This is a genomic window from Streptococcus sp. SM5 (genome assembly GCF_027497975.1).
This window is the reverse complement of the sequence record NZ_JAJNSC010000019.1, coordinates 1-19,191: the sequence shown is the minus strand read 5'-3', so window position 1 is coordinate 19,191 and position 19,191 is coordinate 1. Positions and strand designations below refer to the sequence as shown.

The window sequence follows — 19,191 nt, the reverse complement described above, 5'->3', positions numbered from 1 at the left end:
AATGTTAAATGGTTGTTTGTGTATTCATGAAAAACAACGCATAAAATATAACAATATATGCAATCCCGCAAGGGCATTGGAGGTAATATCGTGAAAAATGATTTATTTAACGATCGTATCAGTCGATTTTCGATTCGTAAACTAAATGTTGGAGTATGCTCAGTCTTACTCGGAACTTTAGTGATGCTCGGAACAGCTGCAAACGTTAGTGCGGATGAAGTCGCTGAGGGTAAACAAGTTGAGGGTGTTGCTGCGACGACGGAGGTAGAAAGTCCAGCTAGTCTTACAACTGTTGAAGCAGAAAAGACGCCTGAAACAACTTATCAAGCTGATGCAGCACCTGTAGTTCCTGCAGAAAAAACAGCTCCAGCAACAACTGATAAAGCTGAAGCTCCTGTAACTCCTACAGAAACTGCTCCAACTACAACAGCTCCTGTTGAAGAAAAAACTCCAGTTGTGGCACCTGCACCAGCTCAAGCAGATAAGAAAGAAGAAGTTATCGCTGCAGGCGTAGAGGCACCAGCAAAAGAAGAGCAAGCTGCACCAGTCCCAGCAGAAAATACTGGAAGACGCCGTACTCGTCGTGCTCTTGGTGATGCCAACGATCCTAACTTGATCGCGGATGATGTGGAAGACGCAACAGCAACTCCTAAGGTTGATAAACCAGGCTATTCAACACTATCAGCTAAAGAATTCACGAAACAGATTAACTGGTTAGACTTTGGAGATGTAGCCAATTGGACAGGAACAAAAACAATCCTTGTCGCTAAAAATGAAACTAAACCAAATGAGTTAGAGGAGAGCTTAGCTCTTCAAGTTGGTTCAACATATACAAAAGAAATCATGCCTGGTTATGTAGTCACTGTAAAAGTCAAGTCTTTGAAACCTTTCCAAGCAACTGAAATCTATAAAAAACGGATGGAAGAGCAAGGGGCTACAGAAGCCGAAAAAGCAACCTATGACCCAAATGCTAAAAATGGCTATGTAAGTAAAGTTAGTTCACAAATTGCTAAGCAATATTATAATGAAGGAAAAGAAGCCGACGTTATCGCTGATGCCCAAACTCGTTGGAGTGAAATCAAAAAGGAAAATGTTGATACCAAATCCAAAAAGACTACCATGGGTTCTGCATATAATGGTGGGAATATTGGAGTTCAGTTTGAAATCTCTGCAACCTTCCGTGGCAAGAAAGTTAAGCCAGCTGTTGTTATGGCCGATGGCGAGTCTGCTAACCCTGGTGAATTTGTTATGTTCACTACCAATGGAGAGGGCTGGCAGCACATTGGAGAATGGAAGAAAACAGAATCCCGACCTTATGTAACTTATGAACCACAGGATACAGAAAACCTTTTGGGACCTAAACCTAAATATAATAACCTTAACCTAAGACAACTTCGTGATTCTACTGAAGCTGGACCAGATAAGAAACCAGTAGCATGGAAGTACTTTGGAAATCCTGACAAAGTTACGGGTGGTCTAGGAACCGGTATCTTTGGACCAAACATTTCTGAAGGAAATAGAACAGTTCCACTCGTGATGACACGTGGAGCATCCGAAGTGGGACTTTATATCGCTTCAGGTGGTAAACAGTCAGCAATGCTAGGATTCTTCCCGATTGATGAAGGGGATGCTCCGGAAAGTTATGGCAAAGCTTCTCATGCGATTGGAACAGTCGACGGAGTTACTGGAGGTAAGGTAAGTCAACCATACTTGGGAGACGTTAGCCCAGATATGGATGAAAACAACAAGGGCGACTGGGAAGGTGACGACAAATCGGTTACTGCTGACGAAGGAATCGACCAACTCTTACCAGATGACTTGAAGGGCGCGACTAATGAGATGATCAAGCTAGATCGTACTCGCCCAGGAAACTATACATTGAAGGTTGAAGCCCATACTGGTGGAGCAGATAAAGCTTATCTTTATGGTTGGATTGACTTTAACCAAAATGGGAAGTTCGACGATGGTGAACGCTCTGATCTTGCTACAATCACACAAGATGGTACTGTTGAGTTGAAATTCAACAATGGTAAGGCGATTACAGATCCAAGTGTTACTGAGCTTGGAGTCCGTGTCCGTATTGCAAAAGATGCAAAAGAGATTGAAAGTCCCACAGGCTTGGCTCTATCTGGTGAGGTAGAAGACTTCAAGACTCAAGTAACCTTCCCACCAAAAGGTGAGCGCAAGGAAACAAGTGATGTTCAAGGAGCTAAACAAAGCTCAACTATTGCCTTTACTCCACAAGGTTTGGCTAAATATAGCCGTACTCAAAAAGCAGTTATCGACGAAAAAGTTGCACCTGTCATGATTGACAACAAAACAAAACAAGTCGTGACTCCTGGAGCAGATGGTTATTACGCAGTAGCTGGTCAAGGTAAGTACAAGATCACTGCTAATGGTAAGGACGTTGATGTAGAATTCATCCCAGAAGACAACTTTGTCGGAACTGCAGATGGTATCTCAATCCGTCGTACAGACAACAATGGTAACGATACTGATTGGAACTCTAAAGACAAAACAGCTCTTCCTTCAATCAATGAAGTAATGGATAACATGGATGGTCTTTACATCCCGACTGTAACTCCTAAGAACCTTGAAGGTATAGATAAAGAAACAAGAGATGTCCAAGGTGCTACTCAACTTGGAACACCAACTTTTGCAGTAGAAGGAACGAATAGCAAGGGTGAGAAAGTTACAGTATCACCAAGTGGAGAATACCCTGCGAAATTCGTAGATCCAACGACTGGTCAAGTTACAGATAACACTGCTATTACAGTCCCAGGCGAAGGAGAGTATTCATTAAACCGTGCAACTGGTGAGGTAACCTTCCGTCCAGAACCTGGATTTGTAGGAACTGCTAAGGGTGTAACCTTGTCTCTAACTGCTCCAGTTGGTCGCGATAAGAACGGGGATGCTCCAGCAGAAGCTATTAAGACTGCTACAGCTAAATACATCCCAACTGTAACACCTGTAACAATTACTCCTACTAACAAGGAGTCAGTGGATATTCAAAATGTTCCTCAAACTCAAACTCCAACATTTGATTTGAGTAGTGATAAGACAGCTAAAATCACAAGTAAGAAGCTAGTGGATCCAGCAACTGGTCAACCTACTGATGAAAAAACTGTCACCGTGCCTGGCGAAGGAACATACACAATTGATCCTTCTACAGGAGCTGTTACATTTACTCCTGAAAAAGACTTTGTTGGTAAAGCAAAAGGTATAACAGTACAAGCAACTGCAACTGTTAGAAATGAGCCTGGTAATACAGCTACAATTACTTCTGATGCGAAGTACACACCAACTGTACTTTCTGCAGCTCCAACGGCACAACCTGCAACCTCTAAAGATATTCAGGGAGCTGTTCAAACAGGAACACCTACTTTTGCGGGTGCTACAGTTAATGTAAATGGTCAAGACAAACAAATTCCACTAAAAGAAAATAGCTATAAGCTTTTGGATAAAGATGGAAATGAAGTTCTTGGTACAACTCCAGCTTATGCAGAAGATGGAATAACACCAATTGGTACTTTCTCTATTGATTCAACTACAGGTAAGGTAACTTTCACACCAACTGATAAATCTTATACAGGTAAAGTTACCCCAGTTAAAGTTCAAGCTGAAAGTACAAATGGCCTTAAAGTAGATACTACTTACACTCCAGAGATTGTACCAGTAACACCAACAGCGACACCAGCTGAAACTACAAATGTTCAAGGTGCGACTCAAAAAGGTAAACCAGAATTTAAAGGTGGTACTGCTGATGTTGACGGTGTTGAAAAGGCTGTAGCCATTAACGAAGCTGTTCCTGCTAAATTTGATGATGGTACAACAAGTAAGAAGGTTGAAGGAGTAGGTACTTACACAGTAGCTCCAGACGGAACAGTTACATTTGTTCCAGAAAAATCATTTGTTGGTAAAGCACCAGCAGTAACAGTAGTTCGTGAAGACATGAACGGAACAAAAGCTTCTGCAACATACACACCAACAGTAACTCCTGTAACACCAACAGCGACACCAGCTGAATCAGTTGCACCTCAAGGTGTGGTTCAAACTGGTACTGTTACATTCACAGAAGGTGACCCAGTAGCACCAATCGACAAGGATACCATTACCCTTCTTGACGAAAATGGTCAGCCAGCTGCATCAGTAGTTGCTAAGTCACCAGACGGTAAAGAAATCGGTACCTTCACAGTTGATAAAGCAACCGGTGTTGTAACCTTCACACCAACAGATAAGACATACTCAGGTGATGTGGTTGCCGTTAAGGTTCAAGCGAAGGATGCCAACGGTACCCCAGCTGAAACAACTTACACACCTAAGATTACTCCAGTTGTTCCAACAGCAGAGGATGTAACTTCAAAAGATAAACAAGGCCAAACTCAAACAGGTAAGCCTAAGTTTACAGAAGGAAATCCAAACATTCCAATGGATGATGATACGCCAGCTACATTCGAAGATGGTTCAACAACGAAAACAATTCCAGGCGAAGGTACTTATACAGTAGCTCCAGATGGAAGTGTAACCTTCGTCCCAGAGAAATCATTCACAGGAACAGGAACAGGCGTAACAGTTAAGCGTGTAGATAAGAATGGTACACCAGTAACAGGTAAGTACACACCAACAGTAACACCGGTAACACCAACAGCGACACCAGCTGAATCAGTAGCACCTCAAGGTGTGGTTCAAACTGGTACTGTTACATTCACAGAAGGAGATCCAGTTGCGCCAATCGACAAGGATACCATTACCCTTCTTGATGAAAATGGTCAACCAGCAGCTTCAGTAGTTGCTAAGTCACCAGACGGTAAAGAAATCGGTACCTTCACAGTTGATAAAGCAACCGGTGTTGTAACCTTTACACCAACTGATAAGTCTTACTCAGGTGAAGTAGTTCCGGTTAAAGTTCAAGCTAAAGATGCCAACGGCACTCCGGCTGAAACGACATACACACCTAAGATTACTCCAGTTGTGCCAACAGCGGATCCAACAACATCTACTGATATCCAAGGCCAAACCCAAACAGGTAAGCCTAAGTTTACAGAAGGAAATCCAAATATTCCAATGGATGATGATACACCAGCTACATTTGAAGATGGTTCAACAACGAAAACAATTCCAGGCGAGGGTACTTATACAGTAGCTCCAGATGGAAGTGTAACCTTCGTACCAGAGAAATCATTCATCGGAACAGGAACAGGCGTAACAGTTAAACGTGTAGATAAGAATGGTACACCAGTAACAGGTAAGTACACACCAACAGTAACACCAGTAACTCCTACAGCTGAAGAAGTGACTTCAATTGATAAACAAGGGCAAACTCAAACAGGTAAGCCTAAGTTTACAGAAGGTGATCCAGTAGTTCCAATGGATGATGATACGCCAGCTACATTCGAAGATGGTTCAACAACGAAAACAATTCCAGGCGAAGGTACTTATACAGTAGCCCCAGATGGAAGTGTAACCTTCGTACCAGAGAAATCATTCATCGGAACAGGAACCGGCGTAACAGTTAAGCGTGTAGATAAGAATGGTACACCAGTAACAGGTAAGTACACACCAACAGTAACTCCGGTAACTCCTACAGCTGAAGAAGTGACTTCAATTGATAAACAAGGGCAAACCCAAACAGGTAAGCCTAAGTTTACAGAAGGTGATCCAGTAGTTCCAATGGATGATGATACGCCAGCTACATTCGAAGATGGTTCAACAACGAAGACAATTCCAGGCGAAGGTACTTATACAGTAGCTCCAGATGGAAGTGTAACCTTCGTCCCAGAGAAATCATTCATCGGAACAGGAACCGGCGTAACAGTTAAGCGTGTAGATAAGAATGGTACACCAGTAACAGGTAAGTACACACCAACAGTAACACCGGTAACACCAACAGCGACACCAGCTGAATCAGTAGCACCTCAAGGTGTGGTTCAAACTGGTACTGTTACATTCACAGAAGGAGATCCAGTTGCGCCAATCGACAAGGATACCATTACCCTTCTTGATGAAAATGGTCAACCAGCAGCTTCAGTAGTTGCTAAGTCACCAGACGGTAAAGAAATCGGTACCTTCACAGTTGATAAAGCAACCGGTGTTGTAACCTTCACACCAACTGATAAGACATACTCAGGTGATGTGGTTGCCGTTAAGGTTCAAGCTAAGGATGCCAACGGTACGCCAACTGAAACAACTTACACACCTAAGATTACTCCAGTTGTTCCGACAGCAGAGGATGTAACTTCAAAAGATAAACAAGGCCAAACCCAAACAGGTAAGCCTAAGTTTACAGAAGGAAATCCAAATATTCCAATGGATGATGATACACCAGCTACATTTGAAGATGGTTCAACAACGAAAACAATTCCAGGCGAGGGTACTTATACAGTAGCTCCAGATGGAAGTGTAACCTTCGTACCAGAGAAATCATTCATCGGAACAGGAACAGGCGTAACAGTTAAACGTGTAGATAAGAATGGTACACCAGTAACAGGTAAGTACACACCAACAGTAACACCAGTAACTCCTACAGCTGAAGAAGTGACTTCAATTGATAAACAAGGGCAAACTCAAACAGGTAAGCCTAAGTTTACAGAAGGTGATCCAGTAGTTCCAATGGATGATGATACGCCAGCTACATTCGAAGATGGTTCAACAACGAAGACAATTCCAGGCGAAGGTACTTATACAGTAGCTCCAGATGGAAGTGTAACCTTCGTACCAGAGAAATCATTCATCGGAACAGGAACCGGCGTAACAGTTAAGCGTGTAGATAAGAATGGTACACCAGTAACAGGTAAGTACACACCAACAGTAACTCCGGTAACTCCTACAGGTGAACCGGCAACAACAATTGGTCCAAAAGGTCAAGAGCAATCTGGTAAACCAACATTCAAGGAAGGCGATAGTCGTGTTCCTATGAATGATGATGTTCCAGCTACATTTGACGATGGTTCAACAACTAAGACTATTCCAGGTGTAGGTACGTATACAGTAGCTCCTGACGGAACTGTAACCTTTAAACCAGAACCAGAATTTACTGGACCTGCTCCATCAGTGACAGTTGTTCGTGAAGATATGAATGGTACTAAAGCTTCTGCAACGTACACACCAACTGTAATTCCTGTTACTACATTCGTAGATAAAGAAGGAAAAGCAATCCCAGGATATCCAACAGAGGATGGTGAACAACCTAAAGCTGAGATCCCAGGTTACCGTTTCGTTGAAACTAAGAAATTGCCTAATGGTGACACTGAACATGTCTATGAAAAAGTGAAGACAAGTCATAAGGATAAGGAAGGTAACGAGATTCCAGGATATCCAATCGAAGACGGTGAAAATCCTAATAGAGATATTCCAGGTTACCGCTTCGTAGAGACTAAGAAACTTCCAAACGGTGATACAGAGCACGTTTATGAGAAAGTACCAACACCAGATCCAGTGCCAACACCAGATCCAGTACCAACACCAGATCCAGTACCAACACCAGATCCAGTGCCAACGCCAGATCCAGTGCCAACACCAGATCCAGTACCAACACCAGATCCAGTGCCAACACCAGATCCAGTGCCAACGCCAGATCCAGTGCCAACACCAGATCCAGTGCCAACGCCAGATCCAGTGCCAACGCCAGATCCAGTGCCAACGCCAGATCCAGTGCCAACGCCAGATCCAGTACCAACACCAGATCCAGTACCAACACCAGATCCAGTGCCAGCACCAGATCCAGTGCCAACACCAGTTCAAGAAAAACCAGCTCCAGTAGCTGAAGAGGTAGTTTGGGTAACTGACCAATTGCCAAATACTGGTACTGAAGACCACGCTAGCCTTGCTGCCCTTGGTTTAGTAGGTGTCTTGAGTGGATTTGGACTTATCGCTCGTAAAAAGAAAGAAGACTAATCAACTCTGTAGAATAGTGAGAAAGTCACCTTTCTAATTAAAAACTAGTACATCCAAAGATGTACTAGTTTTTTTTATCTCTTTGCTGCTTGTTTTAAGGATAGAACTATGCTACAATTTTGTAAAATAAACAAGGATAACAAGCTATGAAAAGTGAATACCAAAAAATGATTGCGGGAGAACCCTATCGCCCGTTCGATCCAGAACTTCGTGCTCTAGCACAAACAGCACGACAAAAGCAAGCGGCTTTTAATGAAGAAGTTGATCCAGTAAAAGGTATGGGAATCGTCAAAGAATGGTTTGGCTCGACTGGTGAAAATCTCTATGTCAATACTCGTTTGGTGGTGGATTATGGTGTCAATATTCATTTGGGAGAAAATTTTTATTCCAATTGGAATCTGACCATGTTGGATGTTTGTCCAATTACCATTGGTGACAATGCTATGATCGGTCCTAACTGCCAATTTTTGACACCCCTTCATCCACTGGATCCAGATGAACGAAATTCAGGTTTAGAATTTGGGAAACCAATTACAATTGGCAAGAACTTCTGGGCAGGTGGTGGGGTTATTGTCCTTCCAGGTGTTACACTAGGTGATAACGTTGTTGCAGGAGCAGGAGCTGTCATTACTAAATCTTTTGGCGATAATGTAGTTCTGGCAGGCAACCCAGCACGAGTTATCAAAGAAATTCCAGTCAAAAAAAACTAAAAGAACAGCATCTTGCTGTTCTTTTTTGTACCATAAATAATGATTATTAATGAAGTTCGGATGGAGTTAAGAAAATTTTCAGAAAAAGTTCAGACTTCTTTTAGGAAACTCCCGTAGACTAGGATCATGTAAATGAAAGACGAGGAAATGAGTATGAAAGCAAAAATATGGACATTCCTATTAACGAGTATAGCAACTCTAACACTGGTGACAGCTTGTAACCAGTCAACTTCAAATACAACAGCTAGCAATACTGCGACAACGAAAACGACATCAACTACAGAAGCTAAGAAAACTAGCTATTTTACAGACAAGGACTATGATACTTATTATGATGAAAAGACAGTAGCAACTGTAACCTTGTCTGGGTCAACAGCGACGGTATCAGGTGACGGAGTTGCCGTATCAGGTTCGACTGTTACTATTTCTAAGGCAGGAACCTATGTGATTTCTGGAAAAACTGATGGTGTTCAAATCAAAATTGCAGCTGAAAAAACAGATGATGTACATATCATCCTAAACGGTGTAACCATGACCAACACCAATGCAGCTATTTCTGCAACATCAGCTGGACACGTCTACTTAACGCTAGCAGATGGGACAACCAATAGCCTGTCAGATTCATCTTCTAATAGTGACGAAAAGGCAGACGCGGCCCTATTCTCTAAAGTGGACTTGACCATCAATGGTAAAGGAACTCTCAATGTAGATGGCAAGAAAAATAATGGTATCAAGGCCGACGATACTCTTCACATCACTGGCGGAACCTACAATATAACAGCAGTTGGGGATGCTTTTAATGTCAATGATGAACTCAACATCACTGGAACGACCATGACTATTGATGCTAAGGAAGATGGGGTCAAGGTAGATAATGATGACGATACATCTGTTGGGACCATGTATCTCTCCGATAATACTATAACTGTTACTGCAGGGGATGATGGTATCCACGCATCAGGCGATTTGGTTATCGATAGTGGTACCTACACTGTTAAGAATTCTACAGAAGGGCTTGAAGGTAAGTCTATCACTATTAACGGTGGGGACATTACTATTTACGCGACAGATGATGGTGTTAATGCAGCTAACAAAAACGCCCAACAAAGCGAAATCTTCTTTACTATGAATGGTGGGAACTTGACAGTTGAAGTTGGTCAAGGGGACACAGATCCAATTGACTCAAATGGAAACATTACAGTTACTGGAGGGACAATCAAAATGACTGGTCAAACAGGATTTGACTTTGATGGAACTGCGACCTACACAGGTGGAGAAATCTACCTCAATGGTGAGAAACAAACTGAGATTGTTAATTCTATGCCTGGAGGCGGAGGAGCACTTGGAGGTGGCCCTCAAGGAAATGGTGGCCCTAGTGGTGCACCTGGTGGACGACCATAACAGAAACTCTCCTTTCTCGAAAGAGAAGGGAGAGTTTTTAGGACGAGAAAGGATTATTCTCCCTCTTTTTTAAAGATGTTTTTAACACCAGATACTGCACCTTCGACAGCTTCTTTAGCATCTTCAGCAACTTCTTTTACTTTAGAAATTACTTGCTCAGTAGCTCCTTTAGTTTCAAGTTTTTTGTCGCCAGTTAATTTACCAAATCCTTCTTTGAAAGAACCTTTAGCTTGGTTGAATTTTTCTTCGATTGACATGGGGGTTACCTCCGTTAATTTATTCCATTACCTAAAAAAATCAGATAATAACTTAAGTATATACCCTTTAGTATTAAAAAAAAACTGATACGAAAAGCATCAGTTTATTTTTTTAATAGGTTACAATGTTCAATTGACCTTTATCGTATTCAGCGATAAAGATATTAGAGACTTCTTCAAAACCTTCTTCTTTCAATTTCTCAGTTAGCCACTCTTCGGTTTTGCCAATGGTTTCTAGGATTTCAACTTGGACAACACCATCGGTAATGAGAGGATATTTTGGATTTTCGTCACCCATTTTTACGACTATCAATTGCCCGTTTTGCTCAATCACAGCTCTCTTGACATCCTTCAGTTGGAAGATTCCTTGAGCGCGCAATTTAAGAGCTACATCTGCAGCTGCAAGACCTTTTGATCGACAGGCTTCAGGGTCTAACTGACCATTTTTTATGATAATAGTAGGTTTTCCGTCAATCAGATGTTTAATCAAAGAAACGTTGGTGTTGAGCCATTTAAGGAGCAAGATGAGAATAGTCCAGATGATAAGGATAACAACGTATTGGATGATGGTAATCGAACTATTGTAGATGATCCCGCCGATAATACCCCCGAGAACAAAGTTCTGTATTTGGTCTACTGCAGAACTTGGTGCTAGATTTCCTTTACCTGTTACATTGATAACAAAAACAAGAGACAGAAGCCCCAAGGCCAATTTAATCGCAATTGTAGCAAAAAAGCTTATCATTTTTCAACCTCCACGAGTTCAACATCTGATTTATAGAGTTCCATCTTTTCTAATAAATAGCTATCTTGGTCAGTCCCGCTAATGGCACGATAAAAATGTTCGCCAACCTTAATAATAGCTCCATCAGTCACTGCTGATGTATTGACATAAATATCTTTTTTATCAACACCTAACTCTTTTGATACAATCTCGATGAAGTGTAAGGAACTACGAAATTGATTATCATTGGATTGGCTAGTTTGGAAATTCGTAATGCTAATCAATACAAAAGCAATTAAAGTCAAAATGGAAATAATCGATAATTCACGGAACTTACTTCCTCTCTTATCTTTAAAAGCCTTAAATGCAAAAAATCCAGTTACGATAAGCAGTAAAGCTGATACAATAATCATGACCCAATTCTGTTGACTGATCTGACTTAGAACATAGTCGTATGAATAGAATTTCATAAGAACCTCCACTTTTTTAAATTCAATCTATTATAAACTAATTCCTAAGCTATAGCAATTTTATTACGACGGAAAAAGCATTTCATTGTTGTTTCATACTTAAGATAAGTTTTTCTCTCATCTTGACTTTCGTTTATCTTTTGTTATAATAGTACAAATTTAGAGGAGGTGTTCTATGATTCAAAAACATGCTATTCCTATTTTAGAGTTTGATGATAATCCTGAGGCAGTCATTATGCCGAATCATGAAGGCTTGGATTTACAGTTACCAAAGAAGTGCATCTATGCATTTTTGGAGAAGGAGATCGACCGCTATGCTCAGGAAGTAGGAGCAGAGTGCGTTGGGGAATTTGTTTCTGCCACGAAAACTTATCCCGTTTATGTCATCAACTACAAGGGCGAGGAGATTTGTCTGGCCCAGGCACCCGTGGATTCTGCCCCAGCGGCCCAGTTTATGGATTGGTTGATTGGCTATGGTGTGGAGCAAATCATTTCCACCGGTACTTGTGGAGTCCTAGCCGATATTGAGGAAAATGCCTTTCTCGTCCCTGTTCGCGCTCTGCGAGATGAGGGAACGAGCTACCACTATGCAGCGCCCTCTCGTTATATGGAGATGCAGACTGAGGCTATCTCTGCCATTGAGCAAGTCTTGGAACAAAGAGGTATTCCTTATGAGGAAGTCATGACCTGGACGACAGATGGTTTTTATCGAGAGACAGCTGAAAAGGTTGCCTATCGCAAGGAAGAAGGCTGTGCAGTTGTGGAGATGGAATGTGCTGCTTTAGCAGCAGTAGCTCAACTTCGCGGTGCAGTCTGGGGTGAGTTGCTGTTCACAGCAGATTCTTTGGCAGATTTTGATAACTATGACCAGCGCGATTGGGGTGCAGAAGCTTTTGACAAAGCCTTGGAACTCTGTCTTGAAATCGTTAGTCATATATAACTGCTTTAACTGATTTTGTGGTACAATGTAGCTATGTTATTCAAATCATTTTCGGAAAAAATAAACACGACCTTGGGGCGTTTGTCACCTGCTCGTCGAATTTTTTTAAGTTTTGCTTTGGTTATTTTCGTAGGCTCTCTTCTTTTGAGTCTTCCATTTGTGCAAGCAACTAGCTCTCAAGCGACCTATTTCGACCATCTCTTTACAGCAGTATCCATGGTCTGCGTGACAGGACTCTTTACTCAACCAGTAGCTTCAACCTACAATGTCTGGGGCCAGTTAATCTGTATGTTTTTAATCCAGATTGGCGGTTTGGGTCTCATGACCTTTATCGGGGTCTTTTATATTCAAAGTAAACAAAAGTTAAGTCTTCGTAGCCGTGAAACAATTCTTGAGAGCTTCAGTTATGGAGAAACTCAGTCGTTAAAGGTTTTCATACGTTCAATTTTCTTGACGACTTTTGTCGTTGAAGGCCTAGGAGCCTTCCTGTTAAGTTTTCGTTTTGTTCCTGAATTTGGATTGGGCCGAGGAATTTTTACTTCTATCTTCTTAGCTATTTCAGCTTTCTGTAATGCTGGATTTGATAATTTTGGAAGTACAAGTTTGGTAGCTTTTCAGACCGACCCTTTGATTAATCTAGTAATTGCTGCTTTGATTATTACGGGTGGCCTAGGTTTCATGGTCTGGTTTGATTTAGCTACCCAATTAGGAAAGAAGAAAAAACGCCGTCTTCGTTTTCATACCAAATTGGTTCTTTTTTTAACAGTGGGGATTTTATTTACTGGAACAGTTTCAACTCTCTTAATAGAGTGGAACAATCCGGGAACGATTGGCAATCTCAGCATCCCTGATAAATTACTAGTCAGTTTTTTCCAAACAGTTAGCATGAGAACGGCAGGTTTTGCTTCTATTGATTATACTCAAGCTAGACCTGTTACACTACTGATTTATATTTTGCAAATGTTTCTTGGTGGCGCACCTGGAGGAACTGCAGGGGGACTTAAAATCACAACCTTCTTTGTCTTATTGGTCTTTGCACGCAGTGAGCTTTTAGGATTACCCCATGCCAATGTAGCTCGAAGAACGATTGAACCTCGTACAGTCCAAAAATCTTTCAGTGTTTTTATCATCTTCTTGATAACTTTTTTATCGGGTTTAATCTTAGTAGGAATAACAGCCGAGGGTAATCCGCGCTTTATCTACATCATGTTCGAGACAATTTCAGCTCTTGCTACGGTCGGAGTAACTGCCAATCTGACACCAGAATTAGGCAAATTAGCTCTTAGCATTATCATGCTACTGATGTTTATAGGACGGATTGGACCACTCACACTATTAGTCAGTTTGGCTGAATATCAACCAGATAAGAAAGACATGATTCATTATATGAAAGCTGATATTACCATAGGATAAGAAAGGAAAGGCTATGTCAGATCGAACAATTGGAATTTTAGGTTTGGGAATTTTTGGGAGTAGTGTACTTACCGCTCTCGCTCAGCATGATATAAATATTATCGCCATTGACGACCATGAGGAACGAATCAATCAGTTCGAACCAGTCTTGGTACATGGAGTTGTTGGAGATATAACAGATGAAGAGCTCTTGCTCTCAGCAGGAATTGATACCTGTGACACGGTTGTGGTAGCAACGGGTGAGAATTTGGAATCTAGCGTCCTTGCGGTTATGCATTGCAAGAGCCTTGGAGTGCCGACTGTTATTGCTAAGGTTAAAAGCCATACAGCAAAAAAAGTCCTTGAAAAAATTGGCGCAGATTCAGTCATTTCACCAGAATATGAGATGGGTCGCTCGTTAGCGCAGACTATTCTGTTTAATAATAGCGTAGATGTCTTTCAGTTGGACAAGAATGTCTCTATTGTCGAGATGAAAATTCCAAGGTCGTGGGCAGGTAAGAGTCTAAGTCAACTTGATCTTCGAGGACAATACAATCTCAATATTCTTGGTTTTCGTGACTATGAAAATGCTCCTTTGGATGTTCAATTTGGGCCGAATGATCAATTAAAAGCTGATGGCTATATGATGGCAGTAATCAATAACCAATATTTGGATAATCTGGCACACCTCAATGATTAAAAGAGAAATGACCATTCTTTTTTCTAGTGACTACTGAGTCAATATAAGTATTTTATAAGAAGGATTTAAGAAAAATTTTAACTTTTTCTTAATCCTTTTTAATTTTAGGAGATTATACTAGAGCTATCAAAAAAAGAAAACTCTAAGGAGAATCCTATGAAATTCAATCCAAATCAGAGATATACTCGTTGGTCTATTCGCCGACTCAGTGTAGGTGTTGCTTCAGTTGTTGTGGCTAGTGGCTTCTTTGTCCTAGTCGGTCAACCAGGTTCTGCACGTGCTGATGTGGTCAATCCGACCCCTGCTCAAGTCGTGCCAGATGCAGATTCGGTGAGTGAAAAGAGCGACTTGCCAGCAGAGGCTCTAAAAAAAGCAGTCGATACAGCTCTTCCTTCAGAACAGGTAAACTCAACACCTAAAGTAAGCTTGGATGCTACAAGCTCTCCAGAAAAAGCGGACACAGATGCTAAAGATCCAGTAGTAGCACCAAAAGAAGAAGTGCAAGCACAACCTGACTCTAAGAAACAAACAGAAGATGAAGTTAAACCTGTAGAAGGTCCTACGTCTACAGTTTCTGGGCAAGATCGTGACGTAAGTGAAGCGCAACCAGCAACTACCCCGGCTGAAGTGCAAAAAGGTGTGGCTGATAATACCAAAGACACAGTAGATGTTCCAGCTACTTACTTGGATAGAGCTAATTTCCCAGGTCCATTCACAGCCGGCGTCAACCAAGTCATTCCATACGAATTCTTCGCTGGTGACGGTATGTTGACTCGCCTTATCTTGAAAGCATCCGATAAGGCCCCATGGTCAGACAACGGTTCAGCTAAAAATCCCGCTCTTCCACCAGTAGAAAAATTGGGCAAAGGCCTCTACTTCTACGAAGTGGATTTGGCCGGTACTCAAGGTAAATCTGACAAAGAGCTTCTAGACCTCTTGAAACAAAATGGTACTCAAAGCTATAAAGCTACCATCAAAGTGTACAGTGCTAAAGATGGTAAGGCAGATTTGAGCAATCTCGTAGCGACTAAGGATTTGACAGTGAACTTGAATGGACATCAGTCTCTTGTTCCGATGCAGTCAGGTTCCGTCCCATCTTCTAATGGTTCAGCTATGCCGGCTCCAATGATGAATAGTCATCAAGATGAGTCTAAGATGAACGCTCAAATGCCTAGTGCCAATCAAGATGATATGAAATCTAAAATGCCAGATACTAGCCAGGATAAGACGATGCCTAACAAAGAGCAAGATAAAACCATGAATGCTAGCCAGCCAATGGCAACACCAAGCATGAAACAAGATCAAGCTCCAGCACCATCAAGCAAAATGCCTGATGAAGGCAACATGGCATCTAATAATAAGGTGTCAAATCCAATGATGGCTGATCAGATGAAAGAGCAAAAAGACATGCTTCCATATACTGGTGAAACCCAAACATCAATGGCTATTATTGGATTCTTTGGATTAGCTTTGGCTGGACTGCTAGGTGGCCTCGGCTTGAAAGCTAAAAAAGAGGGAAATAACTAGTCTAGCTAAAGAGTTTCTATTTAGGATTTGAAAAATCCAGATATGGTTTAGAATGTTCGTAAAGAGATTAAAATAGTGTTATACTATTATGGTATAGCACTGTTTTTTTCAAAGGAGAGACAGATGGGAAAGACAATTTTACTCGTTGATGACGAGGTAGAAATCACAGATATTCATCAACGTTATCTGGTTCAGGCAGGCTATCAGGTTTTAGTGGCTCATGATGGAGTAGAGGCTTTGGAAATCTTCAAGCGAAAACCGATTGATTTGATTATTACAGATATCATGATGCCTAGGATGGATGGTTATGATTTGATTAGTGAGGTTCAGTATCAGTCTCCAGATCAACCTTTTCTCTTTATCACGGCTAAGACCAGTGAGCAGGACAAGATTTATGGCCTGAGCTTAGGGGCAGATGACTTTATTGCCAAGCCATTTAGTCCCCGTGAGCTGGTTTTACGTGTCCATAATATTTTGCGTCGCCTTCATCGTGGAGGTAAGACAGAGGTCGTCAGTCTTGGGGATTTACGGATGAATCACGCTAGTCATGAGGTCTCTATCGGCGATGTGTCGCTCGATTTGACAGTCAAATCCTTCGACCTTCTATGGCTTCTAGCCAGCAATCCAGAGCGGGTTTTCTCCAAGACAGACCTCTATGAAAAGGTCTGGCAAGAAGATTATGTGGATGATACCAATACCTTGAATGTTCATATTCATGCTCTTCGACAGGAGTTGGCAAAACATGCCAGTGCAGAAACTCCCGCCATCAAAACCGTTTGGGGCTTGGGCTACAAAATTGAGAAAGCACGAGGTAGTCAATGAAATTAAAAAGTTATATTTTAGTGGGGTATATCATTTCAACACTCCTAACGATTATCGTAGTTTTTTGGGCCATCCAGAGAATGTTAATTGAAGAAAGAGAGATATACTTCCTAGTGGGTATGACTCTCATAGCTAGTTTTGTCGGTGCTGGGATTAGTCTGTTTCTCCTATCACCGGTCTTTACATCATTGGGCAAACTCAAGGAACATGCCAAGCGAGTAGCAGACAAGGATTTTCCTTCTAATCTGGAGGTACAAGGACCTGTAGAATTTCAGCAGTTAGGGCAAGCTTTCAATGAAATGTCACATGATTTGCAGGCGACCTTTGATTCCTTGGAAGAAAGTGAACGAGAAAAAGGCTTGATGATTGCCCAGCTATCGCATGATATCAAGACTCCCATCACTTCAATCCAAGCGACGGTAGAAGGCATTTTGGACGGGGTTATCAAGGAAGGAGAACAAGCCCATTATCTAGCAACCATTGGACGCCAGACCGAAAGACTCAATAAACTGGTTGAGGAATTGAATTATTTGACTCTAAATACATCTAGAAATCAAGAGGATACGGCTAGTAAAGACAGCATTTTTCTGGATCAGCTCTTGATTGATTGTATGAGTGAGTTTCAGTTCTTGATTGAGCAGGAGAAGCGAGATGTCCACTTGCAGGTAATCCCAGAGTCTGCCCGGATTGAAGGAGATTATGCTAAACTTTCTCGCATATTGGTTAATCTGGTCAATAACGCTTTTAAATACTCTGCTCCAGGGACCAAGCTGGAGGTGGTGGCTAAGCTGGAGAAGAGTCAGCTTTCAATAAGTGTGACGGATGAGGGACAGGGAATTGCCCCGGAGGATTTGGAGAATATTTTCAAACGCCTTTACCGTGTTGAAACTTCGCGAAATATGAAAACAGGTGGTCATGGCTTAGGTCTTGCAATTGCGCGTGAATTGGCCCATCAATTAGGTGGAGAAATCACAGTCAGTAGCCAGTACGGCCTAGGAAGCACCTTTACCCTCAATCTTAATCTCTGTATTAGTGAAAATAAAGTTTAAAACCTCTTTACAAATCCAGACATTCATGGTACAATAGCCTTTGTGCGAAATAGCAGCAGGAAAGCATGAAGCTCGTCAACAGGTGTCTTCTGATAAGTAACCTTGGCTGTTTAGGCGAAGGGCATCTGCACGAATCAGGGCTCTCTAAGTGACTATTTCCACCGAAATATTATTTATTATTAGGAGGACATACATATGTCACGTTATACAGGACCATCTTGGAAACAAGCTCGTCGCCTTGGACTTTCACTTACAGGTACAGGTAAAGAATTAGCACGTCGTAACTATGTACCAGGACAACACGGACCAAACAACCGTTCTAAATTGTCAGAATACGGTTTGCAACTGGCTGAAAAACAAAAACTTCGTTTCACATACGGAGTGGGTGAAAAACAATTCCGTAACTTGTTCGTACAAGCTACTAAGATTAAAGAAGGAATCCTTGGTTTCAACTTCATGCTTCTTTTGGAACGTCGTTTGGATAACGTTGTTTACCGTCTTGGTCTTGCGACTACACGTCGTCAAGCTCGTCAATTCGTAAACCACGGACATATCCTTGTTGACGGAAAACGCGTTGATATCCCATCATACCGTGTAACTCCAGGACAAGTAATTTCAGTTCGTGAAAAATCATTGAAAGTTCCAGCAATCCTTGAAGCAGTAGAAGCTACTCTTGGACGCCCAGCATTCGTATCATTCGACGCTGAAAAATTGGAAGGTTCATTGACTCGTTTGCCAGAACGTGACGAGATTAACCCAGAAATTAACGAAGCTCTTGTCGTTGAATTCTACAACAAAATGCTTTAATTTTAAGATATATGATACAGAAAGCCTACAACAGTGGGCTTTTTGCTTTGAAAAAACAAAAAATACGAAAAAAATAAACTTAAGTTCTTGACAAGGCAAAAAAAGTAGGTATAATAGAAAGAGTCGAAAAGCTCGGGTCCGTTGGTCAAGGGGTTAAGACACCGCCTTTTCACGGCGGTAACACGGGTTCGAATCCCGTACGGACTATGAGTATATTGCAGAAGAAGATGAAAAAAGTTTGAAAAAGCTATTGACAACGAGAGGACTCTGTGATATACTAATATAGTTGTCGCTCACGAGAGGGTTGAGAGACAAAGACCTTTGAAAACTGAACAAGACGAACCAATGTGCAGGGCACTATAACTAAGGTTATAGTACTGAACAATGAAAAAACAATAAATCTGTCAGTGACAGAAATGAGTGAGAACTCAAACTTTTAATGAGAGTTTGATCCTGGCTCAGGACGAACGCTGGCGGCGTGCCTAATACATGCAAGTAG

General features: G+C 41.6%; 13 protein-coding genes, 1 tRNA gene and 1 rRNA gene. 12 read left to right on the top strand and 3 right to left on the bottom strand.

What is annotated here, in order from left to right:
* Nucleotides 1-90 precede the first annotated feature (90 nt).
* From PAN07_RS13020 to PAN07_RS13010, 3 genes are all read left to right on the top strand, one after another.
* Nucleotides 91-7,893 carry a CshA/CshB family fibrillar adhesin-related protein gene (locus tag PAN07_RS13020; RefSeq protein WP_269798073.1) on the top strand — a complete coding sequence of 2,601 codons (7,803 nt, stop codon included), beginning with the start codon at nt 91-93 and terminating at the stop codon, nt 7,891-7,893.
* Nucleotides 7,894-8,039: 146 nt separating this feature from the next.
* Nucleotides 8,040-8,603 (top strand): sugar O-acetyltransferase, encoded by a 564-nt coding sequence (locus PAN07_RS13015; protein ID WP_269798072.1) that lies wholly within the window; start codon nt 8,040-8,042, stop codon nt 8,601-8,603.
* Between the two features lie 153 nt (nt 8,604-8,756).
* A complete protein-coding gene (locus PAN07_RS13010) occupies nt 8,757-10,004 on the top strand; it encodes a carbohydrate-binding domain-containing protein (protein WP_269798071.1) in 1,248 nt (415 codons plus the stop codon).
* Nucleotides 10,005-10,057: 53 nt separating this feature from the next.
* On the opposite strand, the gene PAN07_RS13005 is transcribed toward PAN07_RS13010, so the two are convergent.
* The 3 genes from PAN07_RS13005 to PAN07_RS12995 all read right to left on the bottom strand — a co-directional run bounded on the left by PAN07_RS13005 (nt 10,058) and on the right by PAN07_RS12995 (nt 11,455).
* Nucleotides 10,058-10,261, bottom strand: coding sequence for a CsbD family protein (locus tag PAN07_RS13005; protein ID WP_269798070.1), 204 nt, complete (start codon nt 10,259-10,261; stop codon nt 10,058-10,060).
* A 112-nt stretch (nt 10,262-10,373) separates the two neighbouring features.
* On the bottom strand, nt 10,374-11,006 hold the full coding sequence (locus PAN07_RS13000) for a DUF421 domain-containing protein (RefSeq protein WP_269798069.1): 633 nt from the start codon (nt 11,004-11,006) through the stop codon (nt 10,374-10,376).
* Entirely contained in the window at nt 11,003-11,455 is a 453-nt protein-coding gene (locus PAN07_RS12995) for a DUF3290 family protein (protein WP_269798068.1), read from the bottom strand. The genes PAN07_RS13000 and PAN07_RS12995 overlap by 4 nt, the downstream gene beginning before the upstream one ends.
* 175 nt (nt 11,456-11,630) lie before the next feature.
* Between PAN07_RS12995 and PAN07_RS12990 the strand changes: the two genes are divergently transcribed.
* The 9 genes from PAN07_RS12990 to PAN07_RS12950 all read left to right on the top strand — a co-directional run.
* Nucleotides 11,631-12,395, top strand: coding sequence for a nucleoside phosphorylase (locus PAN07_RS12990; RefSeq protein WP_269798067.1), 765 nt, complete (start codon nt 11,631-11,633; stop codon nt 12,393-12,395).
* A gap of 33 nt (nt 12,396-12,428) precedes the next feature.
* Complete coding sequence (locus PAN07_RS12985; RefSeq protein WP_269798066.1) at nt 12,429-13,808, top strand: potassium transporter TrkG; 1,380 nt, start codon at nt 12,429-12,431, stop codon at nt 13,806-13,808.
* 13 nt (nt 13,809-13,821) lie between these two features.
* Complete coding sequence (locus PAN07_RS12980) at nt 13,822-14,487, top strand: TrkA family potassium uptake protein (RefSeq protein WP_269798065.1); 666 nt, start codon at nt 13,822-13,824, stop codon at nt 14,485-14,487.
* 156 nt (nt 14,488-14,643) lie between these two features.
* Nucleotides 14,644-16,014, top strand: coding sequence for a fibronectin-binding SSURE repeat-containing protein (locus tag PAN07_RS12975; protein WP_269798064.1), 1,371 nt, complete (start codon nt 14,644-14,646; stop codon nt 16,012-16,014).
* A 123-nt stretch (nt 16,015-16,137) separates the two neighbouring features.
* Complete coding sequence (locus PAN07_RS12970; RefSeq protein ID WP_269798063.1) at nt 16,138-16,836, top strand: response regulator transcription factor; 699 nt, start codon at nt 16,138-16,140, stop codon at nt 16,834-16,836.
* Complete coding sequence (locus PAN07_RS12965) at nt 16,833-17,885, top strand: HAMP domain-containing sensor histidine kinase (protein WP_269798062.1); 1,053 nt, start codon at nt 16,833-16,835, stop codon at nt 17,883-17,885. The genes PAN07_RS12970 and PAN07_RS12965 overlap by 4 nt, the downstream gene beginning before the upstream one ends.
* 195 nt (nt 17,886-18,080) lie before the next feature.
* A complete protein-coding gene (gene rpsD, locus PAN07_RS12960) occupies nt 18,081-18,692 on the top strand; it encodes a 30S ribosomal protein S4 (protein WP_008810013.1) in 612 nt (203 codons plus the stop codon).
* Between the two features lie 135 nt (nt 18,693-18,827).
* Nucleotides 18,828-18,899, top strand: a tRNA-Glu gene (locus tag PAN07_RS12955).
* Between the two features lie 228 nt (nt 18,900-19,127).
* Nucleotides 19,128-19,191: ribosomal RNA gene (locus tag PAN07_RS12950) — 16S ribosomal RNA — on the top strand; the annotation flags it as partial.

Coding starts and splice junctions, on each gene's coding strand:
- PAN07_RS12995 (WP_269798068.1), bottom strand. CDS start 11,455: ATGAAATTCTATTCATACGACTATGTTCTAAGTCAGATCAGTCAACAG.
- PAN07_RS13005 (WP_269798070.1), bottom strand. CDS start 10,261: ATGTCAATCGAAGAAAAATTCAACCAAGCTAAAGGTTCTTTCAAAGAA.
- PAN07_RS12985 (WP_269798066.1), top strand. CDS start 12,429: ATGTTATTCAAATCATTTTCGGAAAAAATAAACACGACCTTGGGGCGT.
- PAN07_RS13010 (WP_269798071.1), top strand. CDS start 8,757: ATGAAAGCAAAAATATGGACATTCCTATTAACGAGTATAGCAACTCTA.
- PAN07_RS12965 (WP_269798062.1), top strand. CDS start 16,833: ATGAAATTAAAAAGTTATATTTTAGTGGGGTATATCATTTCAACACTC.
- PAN07_RS13000 (WP_269798069.1), bottom strand. CDS start 11,006: ATGATAAGCTTTTTTGCTACAATTGCGATTAAATTGGCCTTGGGGCTT.
- PAN07_RS12975 (WP_269798064.1), top strand. CDS start 14,644: ATGAAATTCAATCCAAATCAGAGATATACTCGTTGGTCTATTCGCCGA.
- PAN07_RS12990 (WP_269798067.1), top strand. CDS start 11,631: ATGATTCAAAAACATGCTATTCCTATTTTAGAGTTTGATGATAATCCT.
- rpsD (WP_008810013.1), top strand. CDS start 18,081: ATGTCACGTTATACAGGACCATCTTGGAAACAAGCTCGTCGCCTTGGA.
- PAN07_RS12980 (WP_269798065.1), top strand. CDS start 13,822: ATGTCAGATCGAACAATTGGAATTTTAGGTTTGGGAATTTTTGGGAGT.
- PAN07_RS12970 (WP_269798063.1), top strand. CDS start 16,138: ATGGGAAAGACAATTTTACTCGTTGATGACGAGGTAGAAATCACAGAT.
- PAN07_RS13015 (WP_269798072.1), top strand. CDS start 8,040: ATGAAAAGTGAATACCAAAAAATGATTGCGGGAGAACCCTATCGCCCG.